Source organism: Amycolatopsis roodepoortensis, from assembly GCF_014873915.1.
Lineage (GTDB): Bacteria > Actinomycetota > Actinomycetes > Mycobacteriales > Pseudonocardiaceae > Amycolatopsis > Amycolatopsis roodepoortensis.
This window is the reverse complement of the sequence record NZ_JADBEJ010000001.1, coordinates 443,512-466,072: the sequence shown is the minus strand read 5'-3', so window position 1 is coordinate 466,072 and position 22,561 is coordinate 443,512. Positions and strand designations below refer to the sequence as shown.

Below are 22,561 nucleotides of genomic sequence, written 5' to 3'. Positions count from 1 at the left end.
AGGGATTCGGTGCCGAGGGCGGATCGGACTGGTCCGGGTCACCCCTGTTCTTCGAGCACGCTGTCCATTGTGGACTTCAGATGGCGCAGGAAGGCTTCGAACCGTTCGATCTCCTCCGCCGGGTACTCCGCCACCAGCGCCGCGAGCCCGGCACTGAACGGACCGAAGAACTCGCGCGCCGGCCCCTGGATGTCCGGGCCGCTGCGCAGGGTCACCCGCCGCCGGTCGGCGTTCTCCCTGGTCCGCACCACGTAGCCGAGGTTTTCCAGCCGGTTCAGCAGATTCGTGGTCGCGCCGGACGTCAGTGCGATGCGCTCGCCGAGCCGGGCCGGGGACAACGGCGAGCCGGTGTCCTCGGCGTAGAGGATCTCCACCAGCGCGGCGGCGTCGGTGGCGTGCAGGCCGAGCCAGTCCGCGAACCGCCGGGTGAACTCGGTGTAGTTCGCCCCGAAACTCCGGAGGCCGTCCAGCAGCGACGCGCTCCGCGCCGCGACATCGTCCGCCATCACCCCTCCTCGGATCCGTGCTTTGACAACCTACCGGCCCCGAATATACCTTCACGGTGAAGCAACTTTCCTATGAAGGAGTTCTTGTGCTCCCCGATCCGTTCGCCGCGACGACCCGCGGCATCACCGAACCCGACCCTGTCCGCCCCGCGCTGCGGGCCGCCGGCCCCCTCGTCGAAGTGGCCGCCCCCGAGGGCGGAAGCGCCTGGATCGTGACCGAGGAGAAGCTGGCCCGCGAGGTCCTGGCCGACCCGCGCTTCGCAAAGGATCCCGCGCTCTCCCCCGAGGGGTGGACCAGATTCGAACAACCGGCCGCCGAACAGCCGTCCCTCACCACGCTGGACGGCCCAGACCACACGCGCCTGCGGCGAGCGCACGCTCCTTTGCTGAGCGCCAAACGGATCCAGGCGCAATCCGACCGGATCCACCGGATCGCGCGCGCCCTGCTGACGGACCTCGGCGGCGGAACCGTCGACCTCATGGACGGGTTCTCCACCCGCTTCCCGCTGACCGTCCTGCTCGACCTGCTCGGCATCCCGCTGCACCTGCTCGACGCCGCGGTCGACGCCTGCCGCCGCATGTCCGACCCCGAGCCGGGCGCACAGGGCAAGGCCATCGCCGCGATCGCGGATCTCGCCGCCGCCGGACTGACACCGAACCGGACGGGGCTCGCGACGGAACTCCGCGACAACCTCCCGCCCGAGACGTCCGAAAAGGACCTGAGGTATCACCTGTTCGCGTTGATCTTCGCCGGGCAGCTGACCACTGACGCCTCGATCGGTTTCCTGATCTCGCGGCTCCTGAACGGGGACGACGCCTCCGTGAACGATCTCGTCCGCGAAACGCTCCGGGAACATCCGCCCGCGCCGTTCACGCTCTGGCGGTTCACCACCGTGGAACTCGACCTGGCCGGGATCCGGCTCCCCGCCGGGGCTCCGGTGCTCGTCGACATCCAGGGCATCAACACCGACCCGGCCAGGGAACCGGGCCCGGACCTGACCTTCGGCGCGGGCCCGCATTTCTGTGTCGGCGCCCAGCTCGCGCAGCTCGAACTGCGGGCGGTGGCGACGGTGCTGCGCACGGACTTCCCCGAAGCCCGGCTGGCCGTGCCCTACGGCGAACTCCGGCAGACGTTCCTCGGCGGCATCCAGGGGACGCGGCTCACGAGCCTGCCGGTGGTCCTGCGCGACTGAAAACGGGCCGGGGCGCGGAAATCCGCTGCCCCGGCCCGGAGGGAACGTTACTTCTTGAAGGTGTCGCGGACCTTGTCCGCCACGTCGCCGACGGCGTCCTTCACGTTTTCGACCGCACCCTTGAGACCTGCCTTCGCCTGGTCCGCCTGACCTTCCGCGCGCAGTTCCTCGTTGCCGGTGGCGTCGCCGGCGGCCTCCTTGGCCTTGCCGCCGAACTCCTCGGCCTTGTTGCTGATCTTGTCACCCAACGACATCGTGTCCTCCTCAGGATCGAACGCCTTACCTCCGAAGGACAGACGAAGATCGCGATTCGTCACGCGCACGGACGGGTGATCGGCCTCACCCGAGCAGCGACGCCACGGCGGCCGCGAACGCTTCAGGGGCTTCCTGCGGGACGTTGTGTCCCACCCCCGGCAGGACCCGATGCTCGTACGGCCCGGTGAAGTACTCGCGGTCGCCCTCGGCGCTCGGGCCGCCGATGCCGTCGTCCCCGCTTTCCAGCACCACCGTCGGTACCGTGATGGCCGGCTCCTCCGCGATCAGGTCTTCGAGCGCCTGATACCGCGGATCGCCTTCCGCCAAGCCGAATCGGTGCCGGTAGGAATGGATGACGACGTCGACGAAGTCCGGGTTGTGGAGGCTGGGAGCGCTGGCCGGGAACGCCTCGCCGGCGCCGGTCCAGGTCGGCGACCAGGTGCGCCACAACAAGGCGCACAGCTCTTCGCGGTTCTCCGCCAGCCCGCGACGGCCCCGCTCGGACTGGAAGTAGAACTGATACCAGTACGTGCGTTCCCACTCCGGCGGCGCGGGTTCCCCCGCGTAGGCGAGGTTCTGGACGTTGTAGCCGTCCACCGAGACCAGCCCGCGCACGCGCTCGGGCCGGAGCGCCGCCACGATGCACGCCGCGCGGCCGCCCCAGTCGTATCCCGCGACGACAGCCTTCTCCAGCCCCAATGCGTCCATGAAATCGAGCAGGTCCTGGGCGAGGGCGGCCTGCTGCCCGGAACGCGGCGTCGCCTCGTCGAGGAAACGCGTCCCGCCGAACCCGCGAAGATACGGGACGTACACGGAGGCTCCGTCCGCCGCGAGGAGCGCGGCGACCTCGTCGTAGGCCCGCACGTCGTACGGAAAGCCGTGGAGCAGGACCACCGGCGGCCCGTCCGCTTCGCCGGAGTGCTCGTACTCGATCTCCAGGACCGGTGTGGTGACACGCTTCGTCGCCATCAGCCGGACCAGCCGCTCAACCGGGTCAAAAGCCGTTCCAGGACTTCGGGATCGGCGCCGACGGGCTCGCCGGAGACGGGTTCGTCCACCAGGGTGCGACGGTCGCCTCGCCTCGGCAACTGGACCTGGCCTGCCGACAGGCCACCGGGCAGCGGCAGCTCGCACCAGAAGGTCACGCCGCGGGTCTCGCTCGGCGCCACCCCGGTCCGCTCACCCGGTGCGGGCGTCGGCACGGGAAGCCCGTCCAGCTCGTGGTCGACCTCGATGACCAGCACGTCCGACCGCAGGCGCAGTCTCAGCGTCAGGAACGGCGGCTCCTTCGGATCGGCCGCGTCGACCAGCGTGCCCACCAATCTGGCGGCGGCGGTCTTCGCCTGATCGAGCAACGGCCGCAAGGACCAATCCGACAAGATGAGACGGACGAAGAGCTCGGAACACAACACGGCATTCGGTTGTGCCACCAGCCGGAGGTCGTCCACCTGGGAAGTGCGCGCGCTCAAACCAAGGCCTTCCTCGTCGACGTGCGAGCGTGCATCATGCCACTCCATCCGGTGAACCCTTCACGCCGGGCTTTGGTCCTGTGGAGTCACGCGTGTTTGGCTCTGTTCGCCGGACCAAAAAGCGCGCACAGTGATCTCGTGAGCATCGCCTTCCTGATCACCACGCTGGTCGTGGTCGCCACGCCCGGCACCGGTGTGGTCTACACCCTTTCCGCCGGGCTGGCCCGGGGCAGACGCGCGAGCGTCATCGCCGCGCTGGCGTGCACCCTCGGGATAATTCCGCACATGATCGCCGCGATCACCGGCCTCGCGGCGCTGCTGCACGCGAGCGCCGTGGCATTCGAGATCATCAAGTACCTGGGCGTCGCTTACCTGCTCTACATGGCATGGGCGACGCTGAAGGACCGCGAAGCGATCGTCGTGGACGGTGATCCCGAACCAGCGTCGACCCTGCGGACGATCACCTCCGGCGTGTTGATCAACGTGCTGAACCCGAAGCTGACCCTGTTCTTCTTCGCGTTCCTGCCGCAGTTCGTCCCGGCGGGCGAGCCCGGTTCGATTCCTCGGATGCTGCTGCTGAGCGGGGTGTTCATGCTGGCGACCTTCGTGGTGTTCAGCGTGTACGGCGTCCTCGCCGCCGGTGTGCGGCACCACGTCCTTTCCCGGCCGCGCGTGCTCTCCTGGCTCCGGCGGGTCTTCGCCGGTTCCTTCGCCGCGCTCGGCGTCAAACTCGCGTTCACCACCCAGTAGACAGGTTCAGCATGAAGCTCCAGCACCACCCGGAAATCCGCGCCGCTCACCCCGGCCTCGCCGTCGGCACGCTGCAGGCCACCGGCATCACCACGGAAATGCCGGTCGACCTCGAGAAGTTCCTCGCGCGGGCGACGCGGCGGCTCGCGGACGGGCCCGAATCGGAATTCCCCGAGATCCAGGCCTGGCGGCGGGCGTTCGCCAAGATGGGCCTGAAGCCGACGCAGTACCGATGCGCGTCGGAGTCACTGCTGCGCCGGCTGCGGAAAGAAGGCACGCTCCCCCGGATCCATCCGGTGATCGACCTCTGCAACGCGGTGTCGGTCGCCTACGCCATCCCGGTCGCGGTGCTCGACGTCGCGAAGATCAGCGGCTCGCTGGAAGTCCGCCACGCGCGGGGCGACGAGAAGTACGTGACCTTCGCCGGGACCGTCGAGCAGCCGAACCCCGGCGAGGTGATCTTCGCCGACGAGGACGGTCAAGCCCACGCGCGCCGGTGGACGAACCGGCAGAGCGGGCACTCCGCGGTCTCCGCCACGACGTCCGACGTGCTGATCGTTTCCGAAGGGCTGCACGCGACAGCGGCCGAGGACGTCCGGCTGCTGATCGAGGCCATCGCGAGCGAACTGGCGACGGCGGGTGTCGTCACGACGCTTTGAGCGCCTTCTCCAGACCCGCGCGCGTCATCTTCGACCGCCCCTTGATGTTCCGCTCCCGCGCCAGCTTGTCCAGATCCGCCTTCGACAACGAGGACAGGTCTTTCGCAGCAGCCTTCTTCGCCGCGGTCTTCTTCGCGGGCGGCTTCTTCGCTCCGGACTTCTTCTTCGCCTTCCCGCTCTCCACGCTCTTCGACAGCGCCTCGAACAGGTCGACGACCTTCGTCGGCTCGCCGGGTTCGGTCGCGGGCGTGATGGTGTCGCCCTTCTTCTTGGCCTTGATCAGCTCCCGCACGCGGTCGGTGTAGGTGTCGCGGTAGTCCTCGGGCCGCCAGTCGTCGCTCATCGCGTCGATCAGGTTGACGGCCATGTCGAGTTCCTTGCCGCGCGCCTTCGCCTTACCCGGCAGGTCCGGCAGCTGCTCGGCGGGATCCCGCAGGTCGGCGGCGAAATGCAGGGTGTTGAGCACCATCACGCCGTCGCCGGAACGGACGAGCGCCAGGTACTCGCGGCCGCGCATGACGAACTTGGCGATCCCGGCCTTGCCCGAGGAGTCCATCGCCTCGAGCAGCAACGCGTACGGACGCTCGAACTCGTCCTTCGCGGGCGCGAGCCAGTACGTCTTGTCGAAGAACATCGGGTCGATCGCGTCCAGCTCGACGAAGCTCTCGATGTCGAGCGACTTCGACCGGCCGGGGGCGATCTCGTCGAGCTCCTCGGGTTCGACGACCACGTACTCGCCGTTGTCGAGCTCGTAACCCTTGACGATGTCGTCGTAGTCGACTTCCTTGCCGGTGCGCTCGTTCACCCGCCGGTACCGGATGCGGTCCTCGGTCCCGCGCTGGAACTGGCGGAAGTGCACCGTATGGTCCTCGACCGCGCTGTACAGCCGGACCGGCACCGTCACCAGGCCGAGCGAAAGCGAACCGCTCCAGACCGGACGCATGGGCACTCCTCTCCTCCAGCGGGCTGGTACCCGGAATCGAGGCCGATCACACCTGGTCAGAGGCTGAACGCGAGAGACTGCAGGAGGACGACCCCGAGGAACACGAGGGTGAAGGCGAGGTCGAACGCGACCCCGCCCGCCCGGACCGGGCGCACGACGCGGCGGACCGGCGCCAGCACGGGCTCGGTCAGCCGATGGGCGATCCCGCGGGCCCGGAAGGCCCAGCCGGGCGGACGGGTGGCGAGGTTGACGACCCAGTCCAGCACCATGCGGACGATGAGCACGATCAGGAACAGGGTGAGCAGGTAGCCCAGCAGATCACCTAGAGCACTCATGGCGGCACACTCCTCTTTGGTCCAGTGTGCCGCGCTTTGCTGGGAGCAACCTGTGACGAAAGAAAGGGCTACCAGGGCGGTTGGCCACCCCCAGTTCGAAGGCCAACCGCCGCGGAGCCCCTACCCGCGGTTCGGCGCGCTGCCCCGTCGCTCCGACCCGCCAGCTGTGCCTCCAGCTTTCCAAGGCCCTGCATCGGAATTACATCGGCTCTCCACCGCATGGCATCCGCGCAGTTCAGGAGTGGCCCGGCGTAGAATCGAACCGGTTTCAGGGCAGCCCCGTGCCCGTCCGTTAGGCCGAATGCCGTAAGCGCGCACCGCGCCGACCTGGCTGGCGGCCGAAGCGGTGGGCTAGGGTGCCGGTCAGCCGCCGAACGGACTGGAGGTAGTGCGTGAGCACGCTCACGGTCTCGGACGACATAGTCGCATATGACCGCTGATCGTTTACCCGATTCGGCGGGATCGCCCACCGGCGGCCCATCCCAGCTCAGCTTCTCCGTTCTCGGCCCGCTCGAAGCCGAGGTCGACGGTGTCCCCGTCCGCTTGGGCGGACGCCGCGAACAACGCCTCCTCGCCGCCCTGCTGATCAACGCGGGCAGGCTGGTCCCGGTGTCGTACCTGATCGGCACGATGTGGCCGGAGAATCCGCCGAAGACCGCGGTCCGCCAGGTCAGCAACGCGATCGCGCGGTTGCGGCACGACCTCGGCGTGGCCCGGTCGGCCGTGGTCACCACCGGATCGGCGTACCGCGTCGTCGTCAGCAGCGCCTCGGTCGACTCGGTCCGCTTCGAAGCGGACTACAACCAGGGCGCCGAACTCCTGTCCGCCGGGCTGATCTCCCAGGCGGCCGCCAAGCTGGCGGACGCGCTGTCGCTCTGGCGCGGACCGGCGTTCGACGGTCTCGAAGGCGACGCCATCGAGCAGACCGCGCGACGCCTCGACGAAGAACGCCTGGCCGCCTGCGAGCTCCTGATCGGTGCCAGGCTCCGGCTCGGCGAAACCGAAGCGGCGGCTCGCGAAGCCTTCGACCTCGCCGCCTGGCATCCCACGCGCGAGACCCTGCAGTGCCTCACCATGCTGGCGCTCTACCGGGCGGGCCGCGGCGCCGACGCGCTCCGGACGTTCGACCGGACCAGGGTCGCGCTCGCCGAGGAGCTCGGCGTCGACCCGAGCGCCGAACTGAGCGCGCTCCACCAGCAGATCCTGCGCGCCGACGCCGAGCTGATGACGGACGGCGCCCTCGTCCGCTACGGCGTCGGCGGGCTCCGGGCCGGAATGGACACGGGCGGACGGCGCGAGGACGCGGACGCGCAGAAGGCGCTGTTCCCCCGTCCCGCGCAACTTCCCGCGGATCTCCCCGCGTTCGGCGGCCGTGCCGCGGAACTGCGGACCGTCCTGGAGATCGGCCAGGCGGGCTCGACGGGGCCGAGGCTGATCGCGATCGACGGGATGCCCGGGGTCGGCAAGACCGCGCTGGCCGTCCACGCCGCACACCGGCTCGCGCCGCTGTTCCCCGACGGGCAGCTCTTCGTGAACCTCGAAGGGTTCTCGCCCGCGGGCGACCCGGTCGACCCGGGAGCCGCGCTCGAGGCGCTGCTGCGGTCGCTCGGCATCCAGGGTTCGGACATCCCCTCCGGGACCGAACAGCGCGCGGCGCTCTTCCGGAGCTGCCTCGCCGGCAAACGCGTGCTTCTGGTGCTGGACAACGCCATCGGGGCGGCGCAGGTGAACCCGCTGCTGCCCGGCTCGGCGAGTTGCTGCGTGCTGATCACCAGCCGCACCCGGCTCGTGGACCTCGACGGCGCCGAGTTGCTCTCGCTGGAACCGTTCAGCCGGGCCGACGCCGTGGAACTGCTCGGCCGGATCGTCGGGCCATCGCGGTTGAGGAGGGAATCCCCCGACGCGGCCGACCAGGTCGCGAGCCTGTGCGGTGATCTCCCGCTCGCACTGGCCGTCACGGCGAGCAGGCTGCGCGCGCGGGCCTCGTGGACGCTCGACTTCGTCGCCAGGCAGCTGCGCGACGAACGGAACCGGTTCGGCGAGCTCACCGCCGGGGAACGCGACGTCGCGGGCGCGTTCCGGGTGTCCTATCTGAACTTGACCGAGACCGAACGCCGGGTGTTCCGCCGGCTGAGCCATCATCCCGGCGCCGCTTTCGATCTCCACTCGACGGCGGCCCTGGCGGAAGTGAGTCTCGGTGAGGCCCGCCGTCTCGCTGAGCGCCTCGTCGACGTGAACCTGCTGCGCCAGCCGTCGATGGACCGGTACGAGATGCACGACCTGCTCCGTAGTTACGGTCGCGAACTCCTGCTCGCCGAGGAGCCCGAGCACCAGCGCGAGGCGATGATGCGGCGGCTGTTCGACTACTACCGCAGCACCGTCGCGGCCGCGATGGAGTTCATCGACCCGGACTCCGAAGACGAGCCGGGCGGCCTGGAGGTCCCGAAGAGCGAGTACGGACAGTCCTTCGCGGACTACGACCAGGCGGCGCACTGGATGGACGCGCAATGGCAGAACGTGCTGCCGGTGGCCGTCGCGATGAACAACCACCAGCAGTACTCCGACCTCGTGCCCTTCTGTTCGGCGGTGTGGCGCTACTTCGACAACCGCGGCTACTACCGCCAGGCCAGGGAGCTGGAGACCCTGGCCCTGTCCGCCGCGCGGGTCACCGGGAACGTGGTCCTCGAGTACCAGGCGCTGCACATGTACGCGCTGACCCTGTGGCGGCTCGACGAGTTCACCGAGGCGAACCGGCTGTTCAACGAGGTGTTCGAGCTGGCCGCGACCACCGGCGACATCCGGATGCAGTGCCGGGCCAGGGGCAACTCGGGGGTCACCCACTGGCTCAAGGGCGAGTCGGACGAGGCGATCGAACACCTCGGCTGGGTCCGCGAGACCGCCCATGCCCACGGCAGCGTGCTCATCGAAGCCCGCGCCAGGCACCGGATCGGGCTGATCCACACCGAGAACAGGCGTTATCCCGAAGCCGCCGAGGAACTCGACAAGGCGCTGAGGCTGGCGCAGGAGAACGAATCGCCCGATCTCGAGGCGGAATGCTTTCTCGCGCTCGGTATCAATTCGCGCGGACTCGGTGACGGCGCGCTCGCGGTCAGTCAGTTGACGACCGCGGTCGAAGTGCTCGAATCGACCGGGAATCGCAGCATGCTGCCCATCGCCCACAAGGAGATGGCGTTCGCGTTCGACATTCTCGGTGAGCGACCGAATGCGGACCGTCATCGCCGGTTCGCATTGCGCCTCTACAGCGATCTCGGCATTTCGGAGTCGCCCGAGGTTCGCGAACTCAAACAGCGCCTGAGTGATTACTCGGCGTAATTGCCCATTCTCCTCCGGTACTCTGTTGGCGTGGGTATATTCGCTTGACCGGAGTAACCGCTCACGGAGAGGATCGACGGCATGCACGACGAGGATGACGACGAGTTCTTGTACGAGCTCGAAGCGGAGTACAAGGCGCAGAGCACTTGGGGCGGGTTCGAGCCGCCTCCGCACGGCGGGCCTCCTTTCCGCTCGCGACGCTGAATGACCTGACGAATTCGGAAAGTAATACTGGGGACTGGGGCACAAGACATTCGATGCTGGTCAGGGTTTCCTCGTGCGGAACGCTTTATTGGTCCGATGGTGACGTCGTCTGGGACGACCACCTCGGCCATCGCCAGCTGAAACTCGCCGAAGGAACCGAACGCGTCCTGCGTTGGTTCAGTTCTTGGCGAGAACCGGAATCGATCCGCACCGCGGACGAGAATCCCGAGATCGGGGAAAGGCTCGTCCGTATCGCGCGGGCGATGATCCGGTACGACGTGCTGGTGGTCAAAGGTTCTTCCCGGCAACAACGGGAAGAAGAGATCCTTCGGGATTGGGGCCCTTGGGGAACGTCCGCACGGGCGTTTCACTTCGGCACCCGCTCCTTACGGGAGACCGAGTTCACGACCAGCGAAATGACGGCGAAAACCTTGCTGGAGAAGGCGAAGGCCAGTCCTCCGCCTTCTCCGGTGAGGCCGACCGGCGAGCACGACGCGATAGCACTGCCCGAACCGTCACCGGAACCCTTGAACGCGATCGCGCTGGGCGACGCGCTGAACCAGCGCAGAAGCGTCCGCGAGTTCGGCGAAGAACCCTTGCGGCTGCGCGATTTGAGCACTCTCCTCACCGCGGCCAGGCCGACGAGGCCCGAAACGCATTCCGACATCCCCGCCACCGGGAACGTCTTCAAGACGAGCCCGTCGGGCGGAGCCCGGCATCCGACCGAGGTGTACGTCTACGCGAGGAACGTCGAGGACCTGGATCGGGGCGCCTACCACTACGACGGTTTCTCGCACCGCCTCACGCCACTGGACGCCAAGCTCGACGACGACGAACTGACCGCGCTCGCCGGCGACCAGCAGTGGACCCGGAACGCCGGCGCGCTGCTGATCTACACCAGCGTCATCGAACGGAACCAATGGAAGTACCCGGTGAGCCGCACCTACCGGGTACTGCTGATGGACGTCGGGCACCTGAGCCAGACCGTGTACCTGATGGCGACCGCGCTGGGACTGAACGTCACGTTCACCGCGGCGCTTCGCGACGAACTGGTCGAGGACCTCCTCGGCTGCGATCCGGCCAACGAGCTGGTGCTGGGCATGTCGGTGCTGGGCACTCGCCCGTGAATGCCTGATGGCATAGCGCTTTGCCGTATTTCGGCGAAGGGGCACTTTGGCCGCCGGGAAGGACGGGCTATGGTGCGGCCCGGTGCCAATGAACCCCAGGACCGTATGCAGCGCGACAGCCGCACCGAGTCCTGTCCACGCGCTCGGCCGTTGCCGTATTTCGGACAATGCGGTGGGGCCATCGACCCCGTGGCCGTCATTCGGCGATGGCGCCTCACCGAGGCACTGTCGCCGCTGTGAACCTCAGAGCCTGCTCGCGGCCCGCCATTTTTCGGCAACGCCTGGGCCAGACAGCAGTTCCTCCACCTAGCGGCGCAAGGATGGCACCCAAGACCACACGGCCGCACCGAGTCCTGTCGGCGCGCCGGGCGTCGCCGTGTTCCGGCATCGGTGAACTAGATGCCTTGGGCTACATATCGACTCCCGTCTTTCGGCAATGGCCCAGGTCTGGGCACGCGGCTAGGGGGCGGAGGACGCTAGCTGGACGACGGGCGCAGCCACAAGCCGCGAGACATCATCACAGGGTGCACCGTCCTTGGCTCTGTCGCCGAACTCCGGCAACGAAACCAACCCTCGGCAACCGTGGCCGTTTTCCGGCGACGGTTCAGAACGGTGGTTCCTCGGCACGAGGTTCGTGCAGGGGCGGTGGCGTGCTGTCGTAGGTCTGCCCGGTGGGTGTGGTGATGGTGAGGGTGCCGTCGGCGTCGAGTCGGTAGGTCCAGCCGGGTTCGTCTTTCAACCGGTGGTCCCGGCGGCAGAGGTCGATCAGGTCGGTGTGAGCGGTGTGGCCGCCGTGCTGCCACGGCACCGCATAGTCGAGATCGCAGGCCTGCGCGACCCGATGGCAGCCAGGTCTTCGGCATTCCCGATCCCGCACCCGCACGAACTCACCCAACCCCGCAGTAGGCCGATACCGGTCACGCCCCAAATCCAACACCTGTCCGGAGAGCGGATCGGTGATGATCCGCCGCAACACCGTGTCCGCCCCAGACGCGATATGCCGAGCCAGGGCGGCCGGAATATGGCCGTGGCCGGCGAGTTCGGCAGGGTCATCATTCAGCCCCAGATAGGTGTTGAGGTCCATGTAGAGAAACACCTCGGGCCGTTCACTCCCGCCCTGCCCGCCCAGCAACAGATCAAGCGCGACGTCGGCGCGGAGCTGATCCAGGGTGCGGGGTTCGCCACCGGTCTTGAGAGCGCGTGCTTCACGGTCGATCCGGGTGTAGGCGGCGGCGACCTTCTCCACCGGCCCGTCCTCGACCTCGATCGACGCCACCCCCGTCTCACCCTGCCGGATCGACAATCGACGCCCGGCACGATGCCGCTCCGCACGCCGGGCGGCACCCTCGCGGTCGACCATCATCGCCGCATGATTCGCCGCCTTCCGAACCTGCTCGGAATTCCGCCCCGGCAACCGATCCTCCAAAACCGCGTCCACCGCACGCGCGTCCTCGTCGGACAACCACGCGGTCGCGGCGGCGACCTTCATCGCCCCATAGCCACCCACCTTGCCCCGATCCAGCAACCCCAGCGTGCACGGAAGCCGGGTGGTCAACGCCTCCGCCGTCGACACCAACCCAGCCGCGTGACCGTCCACAACAGACAACCCCAGCGCAACCTCCTGCACCACACTCGATGCGCCGTCACGGTGACGGCTCAGTTGCGCCAACGCCCGGAACCGCACCGCCTCCAACCGCGCGATCCCCTCCGACGCAGCAACCGCAGCAGCCACAGCATCGCCGTCCTCCAACGTATCCAACGCCGCATTGACCTCCCGAAGCAGACCAGCCGACGTGATTTCCTTGAGTACCGCCACAATGGCGTTGCGTGTATCCACACACCGAAGCTACAACCGACCACCGACAGTTTTCGCACCCACGAGCTTTCCTTTGAACCACAACGGTTTCGGCACCACGTTGCCCTGTCGCCGAATTTCGGCAACGGCCCAAACCCACCCACGGTAGAACCGGAAGCCTTCAAACCACAAAGCTGCCAGCACCCTCTTGCCCGTCGCCAAATTCCGGCAACGACCACCTCAAACCACCCCCGAAGCCAAGAACTGCGGCACAGCCACCTCCCCGACCTGATCCGCCAGCCAGATCTCCCCCTCCGCCGCCGAAATCGCCCCCACCCGAACAGCCACGTCCACCAGCCCACGCAAGAACCCCTCCCCACCGACGAACCCGACCACTCCCTCGACCGACACCTCACGAAACCCGCTCCCGACAAGCAACCGCCGGAACCCACGCGCGATCCGCGGCGCGGTGATCACCGAAGCCCGCGCACGCACGATCTCCCGGGTCAGCGCCGGATAGGCGGAATCGATCACCAGCGCCTCCCAATCGGGCCCGGACAACACGATCCGTCCACCAGGCACCAGAATCCGCCGAGCCTCCGCGAGGGCGGCCTCGGGATCGGCGAGTTCATGGAACAGCTTGTCCGCCCGATAGCCCGCGAAGCCGCCCTCGACCGGCAACGCGTAAGCGTCCCCGATCAGGAAGTCCCGATCGGGCGAACGCCGCCGGGCCTCTTCCACCATGTCGGCCGCCAGGTCGACACCGACGGCGCGGAAACCCAGTGACGACAACTCGGTTACGGCAAGCCCGGCACCGCAGCCGACGTCGATCACGGCGGAGCCGGGGTCGAGGCGGAGAAGTTCGTAGGTCCGGGCCCGCAGTTCGGCGGCTCCCGGCAGGGCGTCGGCGGCGTCGAGCCGCTGCAACATGGACATACCGGGGATCGTCCGACTTAATGACGACATGAAGTCAAGCACCTTGAGCGTCGGCGAGGTCGCGGAGCGCTTCGGCCTGGCGACGCACGTCTTGCGCCATTGGGAATCCGTCGGCCTCCTCGAGCCGGCGCGAGCGGGAGGCCGGAGGCGGTACGACGACAACGACCTGCACCGGATCGCGATCATCCTGCGTTCGAAGGAGGCGGGCCTGAGCCTCGACGGCATCCGCGAGATGTTCGGCAAGCCCAGCGAGCGCGAATCGATCCTCAAGCGCCACAAGGAAGAACTCGAACGACGTATCGCGGCCGCGCAGGCGTCGCTCACGATCGTCGACTGCGCGCTCGGGTGCGAGCACGACGACTTCACCCGGTGCGCACACTTCCGGGAGGCGGTGGCGCGAGCTCGGCCCGCGCCACCGTCCCGGCTCAGCCGAGCAGTGCGCGCATCTCGGTGATCTCGGCCTGCTGACCGTCGATCACCTTCTGCGCCAACGCCTTCACCTCGGCGTTGCTGCCTTGCTGCAGGGCGGTCTTCGCCATCGAAAGCGCGCCTTCGTGATGTTTGACCATCATCTCGAGCCACTGCTTGTCGAACGCGGCGTCCTTGGCTTTGCCGAGTTTCTCCAGATCGCCCTCGGTCATCATGCCGGACGCCGAGCCGTGCCCGGAGTGTTCGCCCGACGGCGCGACTCCCCAGCCCTTCAGCAATCCGTTCAGCTGCTGGATCTCCGGATCCTGCGCCTTCTGGATCCGCGCGGCGAGGTCGACGATCTTCGCGTTACGAGTGCGGCCGTCGACGAGTTTCGCCATCGCGAGCGCCTGTTCGTGGTGCGGGATCATCCCTTGCGCGAACGTGACGTCGGCCTGGTTGTGGCCGGCCCGCTGGGGATCCGGCGCCTTCACCGTGGACATGGAATGCCCGGTGGAGGCGGTGTCGGAGCTGGCACAGCCGGTGAGCACGGCGAAGGAGGCCAGGGCGGCGAGCGCGGCCCCGGCCAGTTTCCTGCTGGTCATGGTTCTTCCTCGAAAATCGGTTGTGGTCAGGACGGGACGAACCCGCCTGTCACACCCGCAACACGCAGAGAAGCGACAATCTTTCAGGCACCGGTCTCCAGCGCGGCGGATCACGGCCCGACGCCGAACCGCCCCGCGGACGCGACTTCCAGGTCGTCACCGTCCGTCCATTCCGGACGAGCAGCCAGGAGACGATCAGGAGCACGGCCGCGGCGAGCACCGCGAGGCACAGGTGCAGTCCACTGTGTCCACCGTCCTCGTCGTGCGAAGACGTGTCCGCGCAACACGGATCAGCCATCGCGACGGCGGAGTGCCCCGCGTCGTGCCCGGATTCGGCGACGACGTGGTGCATGCCGACCAGACCCAGCGCCACCACGCACAACAACAGCCACCGCAGGGCGGCCGGGTACGCGGACTGGGTCACGGCTCCACCGTAGCCGGATTCAGCGCGCCGCCGGACGGTGGGGTTTCCCCGCCGAATGCAGTGCCGGGATGTCACGATCGATGTGGTCTGCGTGGAACAGGGCCTGCGCGAGCAGGCCGCGGACGTGGTCGTTGGCCGCCGAGTAGTAGACGAACGTCCCCTCGCGACGCCCCTTGACCAGTCCGGCGAGCCGCAGTTTCGCGAGATGCTGGCTGACCGCCGTCGGCGCCGCTCCCGCCAGTTCCGCGAGGCAGGCGACCGAAGACTCACCTTGGAGCAACGCCCAGAGGACCTTGACCCGCGTCGGGTCCGCGAGCAGCCGGAACGTCTCCGCGGCCAGGTGGACCTGCTCCTCGGTGGGCATCTCGAAATCCGGGACCGACTCGTGCATGCCAGGAGGATAGCCGCTATCCTTCTGCCTGCGTACCTGCATGACTGCGCAGGTATTGTGACAGGAAGGTGGAAGATGCCCGGGCATGGACACAGTCACGGCCACAGTCACGGCCACCAGTCCGCGAAGAGCCGTCTCCGGCATCTGCTGACTCCGCACAGCCACGACAGCGCCGACCGCGTCGACTCCGCGCTGGAGACCAGCAAACGCGGCGTCCGGACGCTGATCTGGTCCTTCGCCGCCCTGTTCGTCACCGCCGTCGCCCAGCTCGCGCTCGTGCTGATCACCGGTTCGGTGGCCCTCCTCGGCGACACGATCCACAACTTCGCCGACGCGCTGACCGCCGTGCCGCTCGGCATCGCCTTCCTGCTCGGCCGCCGTGCCGCCACCCGCCGCTACACCTACGGCCTCGGCCGCGCCGAGGACCTGGCCGGGGTGATCGTCGTCCTGCTGATCGCCGCCTCGGCCTTCCTGGCGGGCTACGAGTCCGTCACCCGGCTGCTCGATCCACGACCGGTCCAGCATCTGTGGGTGGTCGCGGCGGCGGGTGTCATCGGCTTCGCGGGCAACGAACTCGTGGCCAGGTACCGGATCACCGTCGGCCGCGAGATCGGGTCGGCCGCGCTGGTCGCCGACGGGCTGCACGCCCGCACGGACGGCTTCACGTCGCTCGCCGTCGTGCTGGGCGCCGTCGGGGTGGGGCTCGGGTTCCCGATGGCCGACCCGATCATCGGCCTCGCCATCACCGTCGCCATCCTGTTCGTCCTGCGCGACGCGGCCAAGGAGGTCTTCCGCCGCCTGATGGACGCCGTCGACCCGGCCGACGTCGATCGCGCCGAACGCGCGGCCGCCGAGGTGCCCGGCGTGCTCGGCACGCGGGACCTGCGGATGCGCTGGATCGGGCACAGCCTGCGCGCGGAACTGGCGGTGTCGGTCGAGGCCGGGCTGAGCGTCACCGAGGCACACCACCTGGCCCATCGTGTCGAGGCGCGGCTGCGCGAGGTCCTCCCGCGGCTCGCGGAGGCGGTCGTGCACACCGAACCGGCGCACGCCCATGAGATCGTCAGCGGGTGACACTGTCCGACGACGACATCCGCGCCGTCCGCGCGCACGCGCAACTGCTGAGCGCGCCGGCCGAGGACGTGCTCGCCGTGGTCGGCTCCGTCGCCGCGGTCCAGGCGCAGTCGACGCCCGCCGCCCGCCTCGCGATCCGGGCCCGTAGCCGGGGTCTGACCGCTTCGGACGTCGACGCTTCCCGCGCCGTGACGCGCACCTGGCTGATGCGCAAGACGCTCCATCTCGTCCCGACGGTGGATCTCCGCTGGCTGAACCGGCTGTTCGGCCCCCGCAACGTCCAGGCGGGACAGGGTCGGCGCAGGCAGTTGGACCTCACCGACGAGCTCTGCGAGCGCGCGCTCGGGAAGTTCCAGGATCTCTTGCAAGGCAAGGCACTCACTCGACAGGAGATCCTGGACGGCTTGGCCGCCGAGGGCATCGCGCTCGACGCGAGGTCTCAGGCACCGGCGCATCTCCTGGCGTACGCGGCCAATCGCGGACTGCTGTGCCGAGGCCAGGACGTCAGCACGGAGCCGACGTACGTGCTCCTCGACGAATGGGTCACCGAGAGCCGAACGCCGGACGAACCGCACACGGAACTCGCCCACCGGTACCTGACCGCCTATGGCGTCGCGACCGCCGACGACTTCAGCGCCTGGTCCGGGCTCCCGATCGGCCTCTGCCGCAAGGCTTTCACCGCGCTGGACCCCGTTCCCGTCGGCGAGGCCTTCGCCCTCTCGGAGACCGATCTGTCCGCTCCCCCGTGTCCTCCGCGCCTGCTCGGCGCCTTCGATACGTACCTGCTGGGCTACCGTGACCGCGATCTGCTCCTGGATCCCGCCGAGACGAAACGCGTCAACTCCGGCGGCGGGATGATCGCGCCGACCGTGCTGATCGACGGACGGATCGCCGGAACCTGGCACACCAAGCGGACCGCGAAGCTGACGAAGGTCGTCGTGGAACCCTTCGCCACGCTGCCGCGGTCCGCCATCGCCGGACTGGAGTCCGAAGTGGACGATTACGGCCGCTTCCTCGGGCAACCGGCCGTCCTCGTCACTTGAGGGGCCGGAAGAACTCCCGCACGTCCTCGACGAGGATCTCGGGCTCTTCCAACGCCGCGAAGTGCCCGCCGCGATCGACGTCGGTCCATCGCACGATCGTGTGGGCGTCCTCCGAATACCGCCGGATCCCGACGTCGTGCGCGAAGACCAGCGCCGCCGTCGGCACGCCGGAGTTCTTCTCGACGGCACCCCAGGTTTCCGCCTGCGCGTAGCCGACGTACGCGGACGAAGCCGCCGTGCCGGTGAGCCAGGTGAACATCACGTTGGTCAGCAACCGGTCCTTGCCGATGATCTCTTCGGGCAACGTCGGGCGCGGATGCGTCCACTCACGGAATTTGTCCATGATCCAGGCCAGCTGCGCGACCGGGGAGTCCACGAGTCCGTAGCCGAGGGTCTGCGGCCGCGTCGACTGGATCGCGATGTAGCCGAACTCCTCCTGCATGAAGGCCTCGATCCGCTTGACGCGATCGCGTTCGACGTCGGTGAGCGACGCGAACTCCTCCTCCGGCATGGACATCGGCGGCATCGGGGTCAGCCCGCCGTTGACGTGCACGCCGATCACCTTGTCCGGTGCGACCCTGGCCACCTCCGGTGACACGGAAGCGCCGAGGTCGCCACCCTGCACGCCGTAGCGCTCGTAGCCGAGACGGCGCATCAGCTCCGCCCATGCCCGGCCGATCCGCGGCATGGTCCAGCCGGAATCCGAGACAGGGCCCGAAAAACCGAAGCCGGGCAGCGACGGGATCACGAGGTGGAACGCGTCCGCCGGGTCGCCGCCGTACGCTTTCGGATCCGTGAGCGGGCCGATGACGTCGAGGAACTCCACCACCGAACCCGGCCAGCCGTGCGTGAGGATCAGCGGCGTCGCGCCGGCTTCGGGCGAGCGGACGTGCAGGAAGTGGATCCGCTGGCCGTCGATGACCGTGGTGAACTGCGGATGGCGGTTGATCTCGCGTTCGGCGGCACGCCAGTCGTAGCCGTCGCGCCAGTATTCGGCGAGTCCGCGGAGCCACGCCACCGGCACGCCGGTGTCCCAGCCGTCGCCGGGGAGCGGAGCGGGCCAGCGCGCGCTGTCGAGCTTCGCGTGCAGTTCGTCCAGCTGCTCCTGCGGGATGTCGAGGCGGAAGGGGCGGATCTCGGTGTTTTCCATGAAGCCCACGTTACGAGTCATTGCGGACAGGTTCGGTCCTTGATTCAGCGGGCATTTTGGGTACGGGAAGATGCGCTCGTGACGGACAAGTACTTGGCCTACGGCAGGCTCATCCGCGATGGGAAGATCCTGTTCATCCGGCGGCGGCCGGGCGCCTTCCTCGGCGGCCGCTGGGAGATGCCGGGCGGCACCGTCGAGCCGGGCGAGCGGCCCGACGAGACCGTGGTCCGCGAGTTCGCCGAGGAGACCGGGCTGATCGTCCGCGTGACCGGCGAACGCGGCACCCACAGCTGGGACGACGTCGCGGGCAAGCCGATGCGGATCCACGCCACGGTGTACGCGCTCTCCGAAGAGACCGCGGACGAAGTGGTGCTCGACCCCGGCGAACACGACGCCTTCACCTGGTACACCCGCGAAGAAGCCGCGGCGCTCGATCTCGCCGATCACTTCCGGCGAGCGCTCGAAGGCTGATCCCGGGCCAGTCCTGCTCGAGGCTTCAGCCGACGGTCTCGACTTCACGGCGACGCTCGGGATGGACAGCACCGTCACCTACAACGGCCTCTCCATCGATCTGCTCGGACTGAGCGACGGCGCCGCCGTCCTTCGGATCATGCCGCTGTGAGCTCCGCTCCGCCCAGCGGACGACCGGACCGGTGAGCGTGCCCGCCACCAGGAACAATCCGCCCAGCACCACCCAGCCCGCCGCGCCGCCGACGAGGATCAGCCCGGTCAGCAAGACCGGGCCGAGCATGCGGGCGATCGCCGCCCCAGCGCCGAAAAGGCCTTGGTACTGGCCCTGTTTGCCCTCGGGAGCGAGACCGAAGCCGATCTCCCACGAGCCCGCCGCCTGCGCCATCTCCCCCACCACCTGCAGCGCGGCCCCCAGAAGCAGGACCAGCGCCGCCGCCCACGCGGATTCACCCATGGCGGAGAACGAGAACACCAGGCAAGAAAAGCAGAGCAGCAGTCCCGCGTACCGGGCGTAGCGGGAGGCGCTGCGCAGACCGGTCACGCCGCGCGCCACGCGGACCTGGAAGACCACCACGCTCGCCGTGTTGAGCACGAGCATCGCGGAGACCAGCCAGCTCGGGGCCGCGGTCCTGGTCGAGATCCACAGCGGCAGGACCAGGCTGAACAGCGGCATGTAGAGCAACATGACCATGTTCAGCAGCGCCAGCAACGCGTACGGGCGATCACGGAGGACGGCTACGGACGGCTCGTCCTCACGCGCCGGTACCGGAGCCACCGAAGGCACCTTGCGGAGCACAAGCGCCGCGGCGACGAAAGCCAGCGCGTCGAGGACGAAGACGGTCAGGAAGGCCTCCCGCGTCCCGAGCGCCAGCGCGATACCGCCGAGCGCCGCGCCGATCGCGATCCCCGCGTTGGAAAGCGCCTGCAACCGGGCGCGGAACGTCGTGCGCTCGGCGGGGTCGATCAGGCCGGCGAGCAACGCCTGCCTCGCCGCGCCGAGACCGCATTGAAAGCAGGCGTAGACACAGGCCGCGATCACGAACGTGACGACGGAGCCGACGAAGAGGAACGCCGTCACCGACGCGGCCGTTCCCAGCGCCAGGAGGACGGCCGTTCCCTTGGGGCCGCGACGGTCCGCCACGTGTCCGAGAGCGATCCCGGCCACCGAGCCGACCGCCCAGCCCGCGGTGAGGCCGAGGCCCACCTGCGCGGGCGAAAGCCCCACGACGAGCGTGAAGTAGAGGGCCGAGCTGACGTAGTAGGCGCCGTCGCCGACGGAGCTGATCAGCTGGGCCGAGGTCAGTCTCTTCATACGACTCAAGCTAGGTGCCGGATTGGCCACTTCCCAGTTCCAATATCAACCGTTCTCGTTGGGCCAATATAGGCTCGCCCCGTGCCGTTCCACATCAGCCTCGACGGACACACCGACCTGGCCGCGCGGATCTACCGCCAGCTCCGCGACGGCATCCTCGACGGGCGCCTGCGCGCCGGGGAGCGCCTGCCGCCGACCAGGGAACTGGCCCGCGAGCTCGACGTCTCGCGCAACACCGTCGCGGTCGCCTACGAACGGCTCACCGCGGAAGGGTTCCTCAGCGGCCACGTCGGACGCGGGACGTTCGTCAGCGCGGAGCCCGTCGCGAGGGCGGAACGCGCCGCGCCCGCGGGCTCCGGAGTGCGGCCGGTCGCCCGCTGGCGTTCGCTTCCGGCCCTCCCCGGCGAAGACCGGTCCGCTCCCGCGTTCGACTTCCGCGTCGGCGCCCCGGATCCGGCCCTGTTCCCCTTGCGGACCTGGCGGCGGCTGGTCGGCCAGGCCTTGCGGCCGTCGCTGCCGCCACCGTCGGGGTATGCCGACCCCGCCGGGCTCGAAGCACTGCGGGTGGCGATCGCCCGTCATATCGGCGCCGCCCGATCGGTACGGGCCGGCGGCGAGGACCTGGTGGTCACCCAGGGAGCGCAGCAGGCTCTCGACCTGATCGGCCGGGTCCTGATCGAGCCCGGCACGCGGGTCGCCGTCGAGGATCCCGGCTATCCCCCGGCCGAACGGCTCTTCGCCGCCCACGGTGCCCGGATCACCAAGGTCCCGGTGGACGCCGAAGGCCTCGACGTCGCCGCGCTCGCCAAGGGCACCCGGCTGATCTACACGACGCCGTCGCACCAGTTCCCGCTCGGCACGCCGATGTCACTCGCCAGGAGGGCGGCGTTGCTGGCGTGGGCGGAGCGGAACGACGCGGTGATCGTCGAGGACGACTACGACAGCGAGTACCGGTTCTCGGACCGGCCGCTCGAACCGCTCCAAAGCCTGGACCGCCACGGCAGGGTGATCTACGTCGGGTCGTTCTCGAAGACACTGCTTCCCATGCTGCGCCTCGGTTTCCTCGTCGCCCCCGCTTCGCTGCGCCCGGCGTTGCGGCAGGCGAAGCAGCTCACGGACTGGCACGGGGATCTCGTGACACAAGCCGCGTTGGCGAGCTTCATCGACGAGGGCCTGCTCGCGCGTCACGTGCGCAAGGCGACCCGCGAGTATTCGGTGCGACGGGAGCGGATCCTGGCGTTCGTCCGCGACGAACCGGGTGATCTGCTGGAAGTCGTGCCTTCCAGTGCCGGGCTCCACCTATGCGCACTGTTGCGTCCACATGCGACGGTCACTGTGGACGGTCTGGTGGCGGAAGCGTCCCGGGCGGGGGTGGCCGTCGAAAGCCTGGCCGCCTATGGGGGAACGCGCGCCGGGCTGGTGATCGGCTACGGACTGGTCGGTTCGGACCGCGTCGACGAGGGGCTCGCGCTGCTCGGGGAAAGTATCTCGGCCGCTCGCGGGGTCACGAAAGGGTAGTTCAGGGCACTTTTCGCCTTGAACCACCCTTTCGTGACATCCGGCCGCCGCGGGACGCCGGAAACTGTCGTACCCCGGTGGTCTCCTCTTCACAGGCGACAGCGGGCCCGGCCGGGTCCGCGCGCGGACCCGAGGAGGAAAGTCCCATGGCCGGAGAAACGGTGCTCACGGTGATCGGCAACCTGACGACCGATCCGGAGCTGAAGTTCACCCCGTCCGGAGCGGCGGTCGCGAACTTCACGGTCGCGTCGACACCACGCGTCCTGGACCGCGCGAGCGGGGAATGGCGCGACGGAGACCCGCTGTTCCTGCGCTGCGCGCTGTGGAAGCAGGCCGCGGAGAACCTGGCCGAATCCCTCACCAGAGGGACGAGGGTCATCGTGCAAGGCAGGCTGAAACAGCGATCCTTCGAAACCAAGGAAGGCGAGAAACGCACGGTGGTGGAGCTCGACGTCGACGAGATCGGCCCGTCGCTGCGGTATGCCACGGCGAAGGTGAACAAAGCGGGCCGGAGCTCGGGCGGCACACCGTCGGACGGGGCCTGGGAGCGAACGCCGGTATCCGCCGGAAGCCCGGAGCCGCCCTTCTGACCGGGCGGTTTCCCTCTCGGGAGGGAGCGATCTCCCTCCCGGGCGCCATGCGGTCGCGAGCCTCCGGCTC

Annotated in this window: 25 protein-coding genes; 12 read left to right on the top strand and 13 right to left on the bottom strand. The window is 68.7% G+C overall.

Annotation, left to right across the window (positions count from 1 at the left end; all coding sequences use genetic code 11):
• Nucleotides 1-38: 38 nt before the first annotated feature.
• Nucleotides 39-506, bottom strand: coding sequence for a MarR family winged helix-turn-helix transcriptional regulator (locus tag H4W30_RS02285; RefSeq protein ID WP_126736722.1), 468 nt, complete (start codon nt 504-506; stop codon nt 39-41).
• Between the two features lie 86 nt (nt 507-592).
• Here H4W30_RS02285 and H4W30_RS02280 point away from each other — a divergent pair, with 86 nt between their 5' ends.
• Nucleotides 593-1,699: a cytochrome P450 gene (locus H4W30_RS02280; RefSeq protein ID WP_192741246.1), complete on the top strand. Its 1,107-nt coding sequence runs from the start codon at nt 593-595 to the stop codon at nt 1,697-1,699.
• A 47-nt stretch (nt 1,700-1,746) separates the two neighbouring features.
• Here the strand turns inward: H4W30_RS02280 and H4W30_RS02275 are convergent, their stop codons facing one another.
• From H4W30_RS02275 to H4W30_RS02265, 3 genes are all read right to left on the bottom strand, one after another.
• Complete coding sequence (locus tag H4W30_RS02275; protein ID WP_126736724.1) at nt 1,747-1,953, bottom strand: CsbD family protein; 207 nt, start codon at nt 1,951-1,953, stop codon at nt 1,747-1,749.
• Nucleotides 1,954-2,038: 85 nt separating this feature from the next.
• Entirely contained in the window at nt 2,039-2,923 is an 885-nt protein-coding gene (locus tag H4W30_RS02270; RefSeq protein WP_192741245.1) for an alpha/beta fold hydrolase, read from the bottom strand.
• Nucleotides 2,923-3,423, bottom strand: coding sequence for an ATP-binding protein (locus tag H4W30_RS02265; RefSeq protein ID WP_192742388.1), 501 nt, complete (start codon nt 3,421-3,423; stop codon nt 2,923-2,925). Before H4W30_RS02265 ends, H4W30_RS02270 begins: the two co-directional genes overlap by 1 nt.
• Nucleotides 3,424-3,561: 138 nt before the next feature.
• Between H4W30_RS02265 and H4W30_RS02260 the strand changes: the two genes are divergently transcribed.
• Nucleotides 3,562-4,173: a LysE family translocator gene (locus tag H4W30_RS02260; RefSeq protein ID WP_192741244.1), complete on the top strand. Its 612-nt coding sequence runs from the start codon at nt 3,562-3,564 to the stop codon at nt 4,171-4,173.
• 11 nt (nt 4,174-4,184) lie between these two features.
• Complete coding sequence (locus H4W30_RS02255) at nt 4,185-4,832, top strand: B3/B4 domain-containing protein (protein WP_192741243.1); 648 nt, start codon at nt 4,185-4,187, stop codon at nt 4,830-4,832.
• Here the strand turns inward: H4W30_RS02255 and ku are convergent.
• Both ku and H4W30_RS02245 read right to left on the bottom strand, forming a co-directional pair.
• Nucleotides 4,819-5,775 carry a non-homologous end joining protein Ku gene (gene ku / locus H4W30_RS02250; protein WP_192741242.1) on the bottom strand — a complete coding sequence of 319 codons (957 nt, stop codon included), beginning with the start codon at nt 5,773-5,775 and terminating at the stop codon, nt 4,819-4,821. The two genes, H4W30_RS02255 and ku, sit on opposite strands and share 14 nt — an antisense overlap.
• 56 nt (nt 5,776-5,831) lie before the next feature.
• Nucleotides 5,832-6,110, bottom strand: a complete 279-nt coding sequence (locus H4W30_RS02245; protein WP_126736729.1) for a YggT family protein — start codon at nt 6,108-6,110, stop codon at nt 5,832-5,834.
• 429 nt (nt 6,111-6,539) lie between these two features.
• On the opposite strand from H4W30_RS02245, the gene H4W30_RS02240 reads away from it, so the two are divergent.
• The 3 genes from H4W30_RS02240 (at nt 6,540) to H4W30_RS02235 (ending at nt 10,774) form a co-directional block, all read left to right on the top strand.
• Nucleotides 6,540-9,443, top strand: a complete 2,904-nt coding sequence (locus tag H4W30_RS02240; RefSeq protein ID WP_192741241.1) for an AfsR/SARP family transcriptional regulator — start codon at nt 6,540-6,542, stop codon at nt 9,441-9,443.
• A gap of 81 nt (nt 9,444-9,524) precedes the next feature.
• Nucleotides 9,525-9,647, top strand: a complete 123-nt coding sequence (locus H4W30_RS44080; protein ID WP_255432121.1) for a hypothetical protein — start codon at nt 9,525-9,527, stop codon at nt 9,645-9,647.
• A gap of 53 nt (nt 9,648-9,700) precedes the next feature.
• The gene (locus H4W30_RS02235) at nt 9,701-10,774 is read left to right on the top strand and encodes a SagB/ThcOx family dehydrogenase (RefSeq protein ID WP_192741240.1); all 1,074 of its coding nucleotides are present in this window, start codon (nt 9,701-9,703) and stop codon (nt 10,772-10,774) included.
• 604 nt (nt 10,775-11,378) lie between these two features.
• Here the strand turns inward: H4W30_RS02235 and H4W30_RS02230 are convergent.
• Both H4W30_RS02230 and H4W30_RS02225 read right to left on the bottom strand, forming a co-directional pair.
• Nucleotides 11,379-12,611, bottom strand: a complete 1,233-nt coding sequence (locus tag H4W30_RS02230; RefSeq protein WP_378233680.1) for an HNH endonuclease signature motif containing protein — start codon at nt 12,609-12,611, stop codon at nt 11,379-11,381.
• A 198-nt stretch (nt 12,612-12,809) separates the two neighbouring features.
• Nucleotides 12,810-13,505 (bottom strand): methyltransferase domain-containing protein, encoded by a 696-nt coding sequence (locus tag H4W30_RS02225; RefSeq protein ID WP_192741239.1) that lies wholly within the window; start codon nt 13,503-13,505, stop codon nt 12,810-12,812.
• Between the two features lie 28 nt (nt 13,506-13,533).
• Between H4W30_RS02225 and H4W30_RS02220 the strand changes: the two genes are divergently transcribed.
• Complete coding sequence (locus H4W30_RS02220; RefSeq protein ID WP_192741238.1) at nt 13,534-13,959, top strand: helix-turn-helix domain-containing protein; 426 nt, start codon at nt 13,534-13,536, stop codon at nt 13,957-13,959.
• Here the strand turns inward: H4W30_RS02220 and H4W30_RS02215 are convergent.
• The 3 genes from H4W30_RS02215 to H4W30_RS02205 are packed head-to-tail and all read right to left on the bottom strand — an operon-like array spanning nt 13,931 to nt 15,333.
• A complete protein-coding gene (locus H4W30_RS02215) occupies nt 13,931-14,518 on the bottom strand; it encodes a DUF305 domain-containing protein (protein ID WP_192741237.1) in 588 nt (195 codons plus the stop codon). The genes H4W30_RS02220 and H4W30_RS02215 overlap by 29 nt on opposite strands.
• A gap of 49 nt (nt 14,519-14,567) precedes the next feature.
• A complete protein-coding gene (locus H4W30_RS02210; RefSeq protein WP_192741236.1) occupies nt 14,568-14,942 on the bottom strand; it encodes a DUF6153 family protein in 375 nt (124 codons plus the stop codon).
• A gap of 19 nt (nt 14,943-14,961) precedes the next feature.
• Nucleotides 14,962-15,333 (bottom strand): ArsR/SmtB family transcription factor, encoded by a 372-nt coding sequence (locus H4W30_RS02205; protein ID WP_192741235.1) that lies wholly within the window; start codon nt 15,331-15,333, stop codon nt 14,962-14,964.
• A gap of 75 nt (nt 15,334-15,408) precedes the next feature.
• Between H4W30_RS02205 and H4W30_RS02200 the strand changes: the two genes are divergently transcribed.
• Both H4W30_RS02200 and H4W30_RS02195 read left to right on the top strand, forming a co-directional pair.
• Nucleotides 15,409-16,407 (top strand): cation diffusion facilitator family transporter, encoded by a 999-nt coding sequence (locus H4W30_RS02200; protein ID WP_192741234.1) that lies wholly within the window; start codon nt 15,409-15,411, stop codon nt 16,405-16,407.
• A complete protein-coding gene (locus H4W30_RS02195) occupies nt 16,404-17,450 on the top strand; it encodes a winged helix DNA-binding domain-containing protein (RefSeq protein WP_192741233.1) in 1,047 nt (348 codons plus the stop codon). Before H4W30_RS02200 ends, H4W30_RS02195 begins: the two co-directional genes overlap by 4 nt.
• Here H4W30_RS02195 and H4W30_RS02190 read toward each other — a convergent pair.
• Nucleotides 17,443-18,600: an epoxide hydrolase family protein gene (locus tag H4W30_RS02190; RefSeq protein WP_192741232.1), complete on the bottom strand. Its 1,158-nt coding sequence runs from the start codon at nt 18,598-18,600 to the stop codon at nt 17,443-17,445. The genes H4W30_RS02195 and H4W30_RS02190 overlap by 8 nt on opposite strands.
• Nucleotides 18,601-18,678: 78 nt before the next feature.
• Between H4W30_RS02190 and H4W30_RS02185 the strand changes: the two genes are divergently transcribed.
• Nucleotides 18,679-19,071, top strand: a complete 393-nt coding sequence (locus H4W30_RS02185; protein ID WP_192741231.1) for an NUDIX hydrolase — start codon at nt 18,679-18,681, stop codon at nt 19,069-19,071.
• Nucleotides 19,072-19,096: 25 nt separating this feature from the next.
• Here the strand turns inward: H4W30_RS02185 and H4W30_RS02180 are convergent, their stop codons facing one another.
• Nucleotides 19,097-20,383 carry an MFS transporter gene (locus H4W30_RS02180; RefSeq protein ID WP_225948724.1) on the bottom strand — a complete coding sequence of 429 codons (1,287 nt, stop codon included), beginning with the start codon at nt 20,381-20,383 and terminating at the stop codon, nt 19,097-19,099.
• Between the two features lie 81 nt (nt 20,384-20,464).
• On the opposite strand from H4W30_RS02180, the gene pdxR reads away from it, so the two are divergent.
• Nucleotides 20,465-21,901 (top strand): MocR-like pyridoxine biosynthesis transcription factor PdxR, encoded by a 1,437-nt coding sequence (pdxR, locus tag H4W30_RS02175; protein ID WP_192741229.1) that lies wholly within the window; start codon nt 20,465-20,467, stop codon nt 21,899-21,901.
• A 146-nt stretch (nt 21,902-22,047) separates the two neighbouring features.
• Nucleotides 22,048-22,491, top strand: coding sequence for a single-stranded DNA-binding protein (locus tag H4W30_RS02170; protein WP_126733641.1), 444 nt, complete (start codon nt 22,048-22,050; stop codon nt 22,489-22,491).
• Nucleotides 22,492-22,561 lie beyond the last annotated feature (70 nt).

What these genes read in the sequence shown, in the direction of transcription:
- H4W30_RS02270 (WP_192741245.1), bottom strand. Translation starts at nt 2,923, where the DNA reads ATGGCGACGAAGCGTGTCACCACACCGGTCCTGGAGATCGAGTACGAG.
- H4W30_RS02275 (WP_126736724.1), bottom strand. Translation starts at nt 1,953, where the DNA reads ATGTCGTTGGGTGACAAGATCAGCAACAAGGCCGAGGAGTTCGGCGGC.
- H4W30_RS02240 (WP_192741241.1), top strand. Translation starts at nt 6,540, where the DNA reads ATGACCGCTGATCGTTTACCCGATTCGGCGGGATCGCCCACCGGCGGC.
- ku (WP_192741242.1), bottom strand. Translation starts at nt 5,775, where the DNA reads ATGCGTCCGGTCTGGAGCGGTTCGCTTTCGCTCGGCCTGGTGACGGTG.
- H4W30_RS02245 (WP_126736729.1), bottom strand. Translation starts at nt 6,110, where the DNA reads ATGAGTGCTCTAGGTGATCTGCTGGGCTACCTGCTCACCCTGTTCCTG.
- H4W30_RS02180 (WP_225948724.1), bottom strand. Translation starts at nt 20,383, where the DNA reads ATGAAGAGACTGACCTCGGCCCAGCTGATCAGCTCCGTCGGCGACGGC.
- H4W30_RS02220 (WP_192741238.1), top strand. Translation starts at nt 13,534, where the DNA reads ATGAAGTCAAGCACCTTGAGCGTCGGCGAGGTCGCGGAGCGCTTCGGC.
- H4W30_RS02255 (WP_192741243.1), top strand. Translation starts at nt 4,185, where the DNA reads ATGAAGCTCCAGCACCACCCGGAAATCCGCGCCGCTCACCCCGGCCTC.
- H4W30_RS02225 (WP_192741239.1), bottom strand. Translation starts at nt 13,505, where the DNA reads ATGTCCATGTTGCAGCGGCTCGACGCCGCCGACGCCCTGCCGGGAGCC.
- H4W30_RS02235 (WP_192741240.1), top strand. Translation starts at nt 9,701, where the DNA reads ATGCTGGTCAGGGTTTCCTCGTGCGGAACGCTTTATTGGTCCGATGGT.
- H4W30_RS02200 (WP_192741234.1), top strand. Translation starts at nt 15,409, where the DNA reads ATGCCCGGGCATGGACACAGTCACGGCCACAGTCACGGCCACCAGTCC.
- H4W30_RS02170 (WP_126733641.1), top strand. Translation starts at nt 22,048, where the DNA reads ATGGCCGGAGAAACGGTGCTCACGGTGATCGGCAACCTGACGACCGAT.
- H4W30_RS02205 (WP_192741235.1), bottom strand. Translation starts at nt 15,333, where the DNA reads ATGCACGAGTCGGTCCCGGATTTCGAGATGCCCACCGAGGAGCAGGTC.
- H4W30_RS02215 (WP_192741237.1), bottom strand. Translation starts at nt 14,518, where the DNA reads ATGACCAGCAGGAAACTGGCCGGGGCCGCGCTCGCCGCCCTGGCCTCC.
- H4W30_RS02190 (WP_192741232.1), bottom strand. Translation starts at nt 18,600, where the DNA reads ATGGAAAACACCGAGATCCGCCCCTTCCGCCTCGACATCCCGCAGGAG.
- H4W30_RS44080 (WP_255432121.1), top strand. Translation starts at nt 9,525, where the DNA reads ATGCACGACGAGGATGACGACGAGTTCTTGTACGAGCTCGAAGCGGAG.
- H4W30_RS02285 (WP_126736722.1), bottom strand. Translation starts at nt 506, where the DNA reads ATGGCGGACGATGTCGCGGCGCGGAGCGCGTCGCTGCTGGACGGCCTC.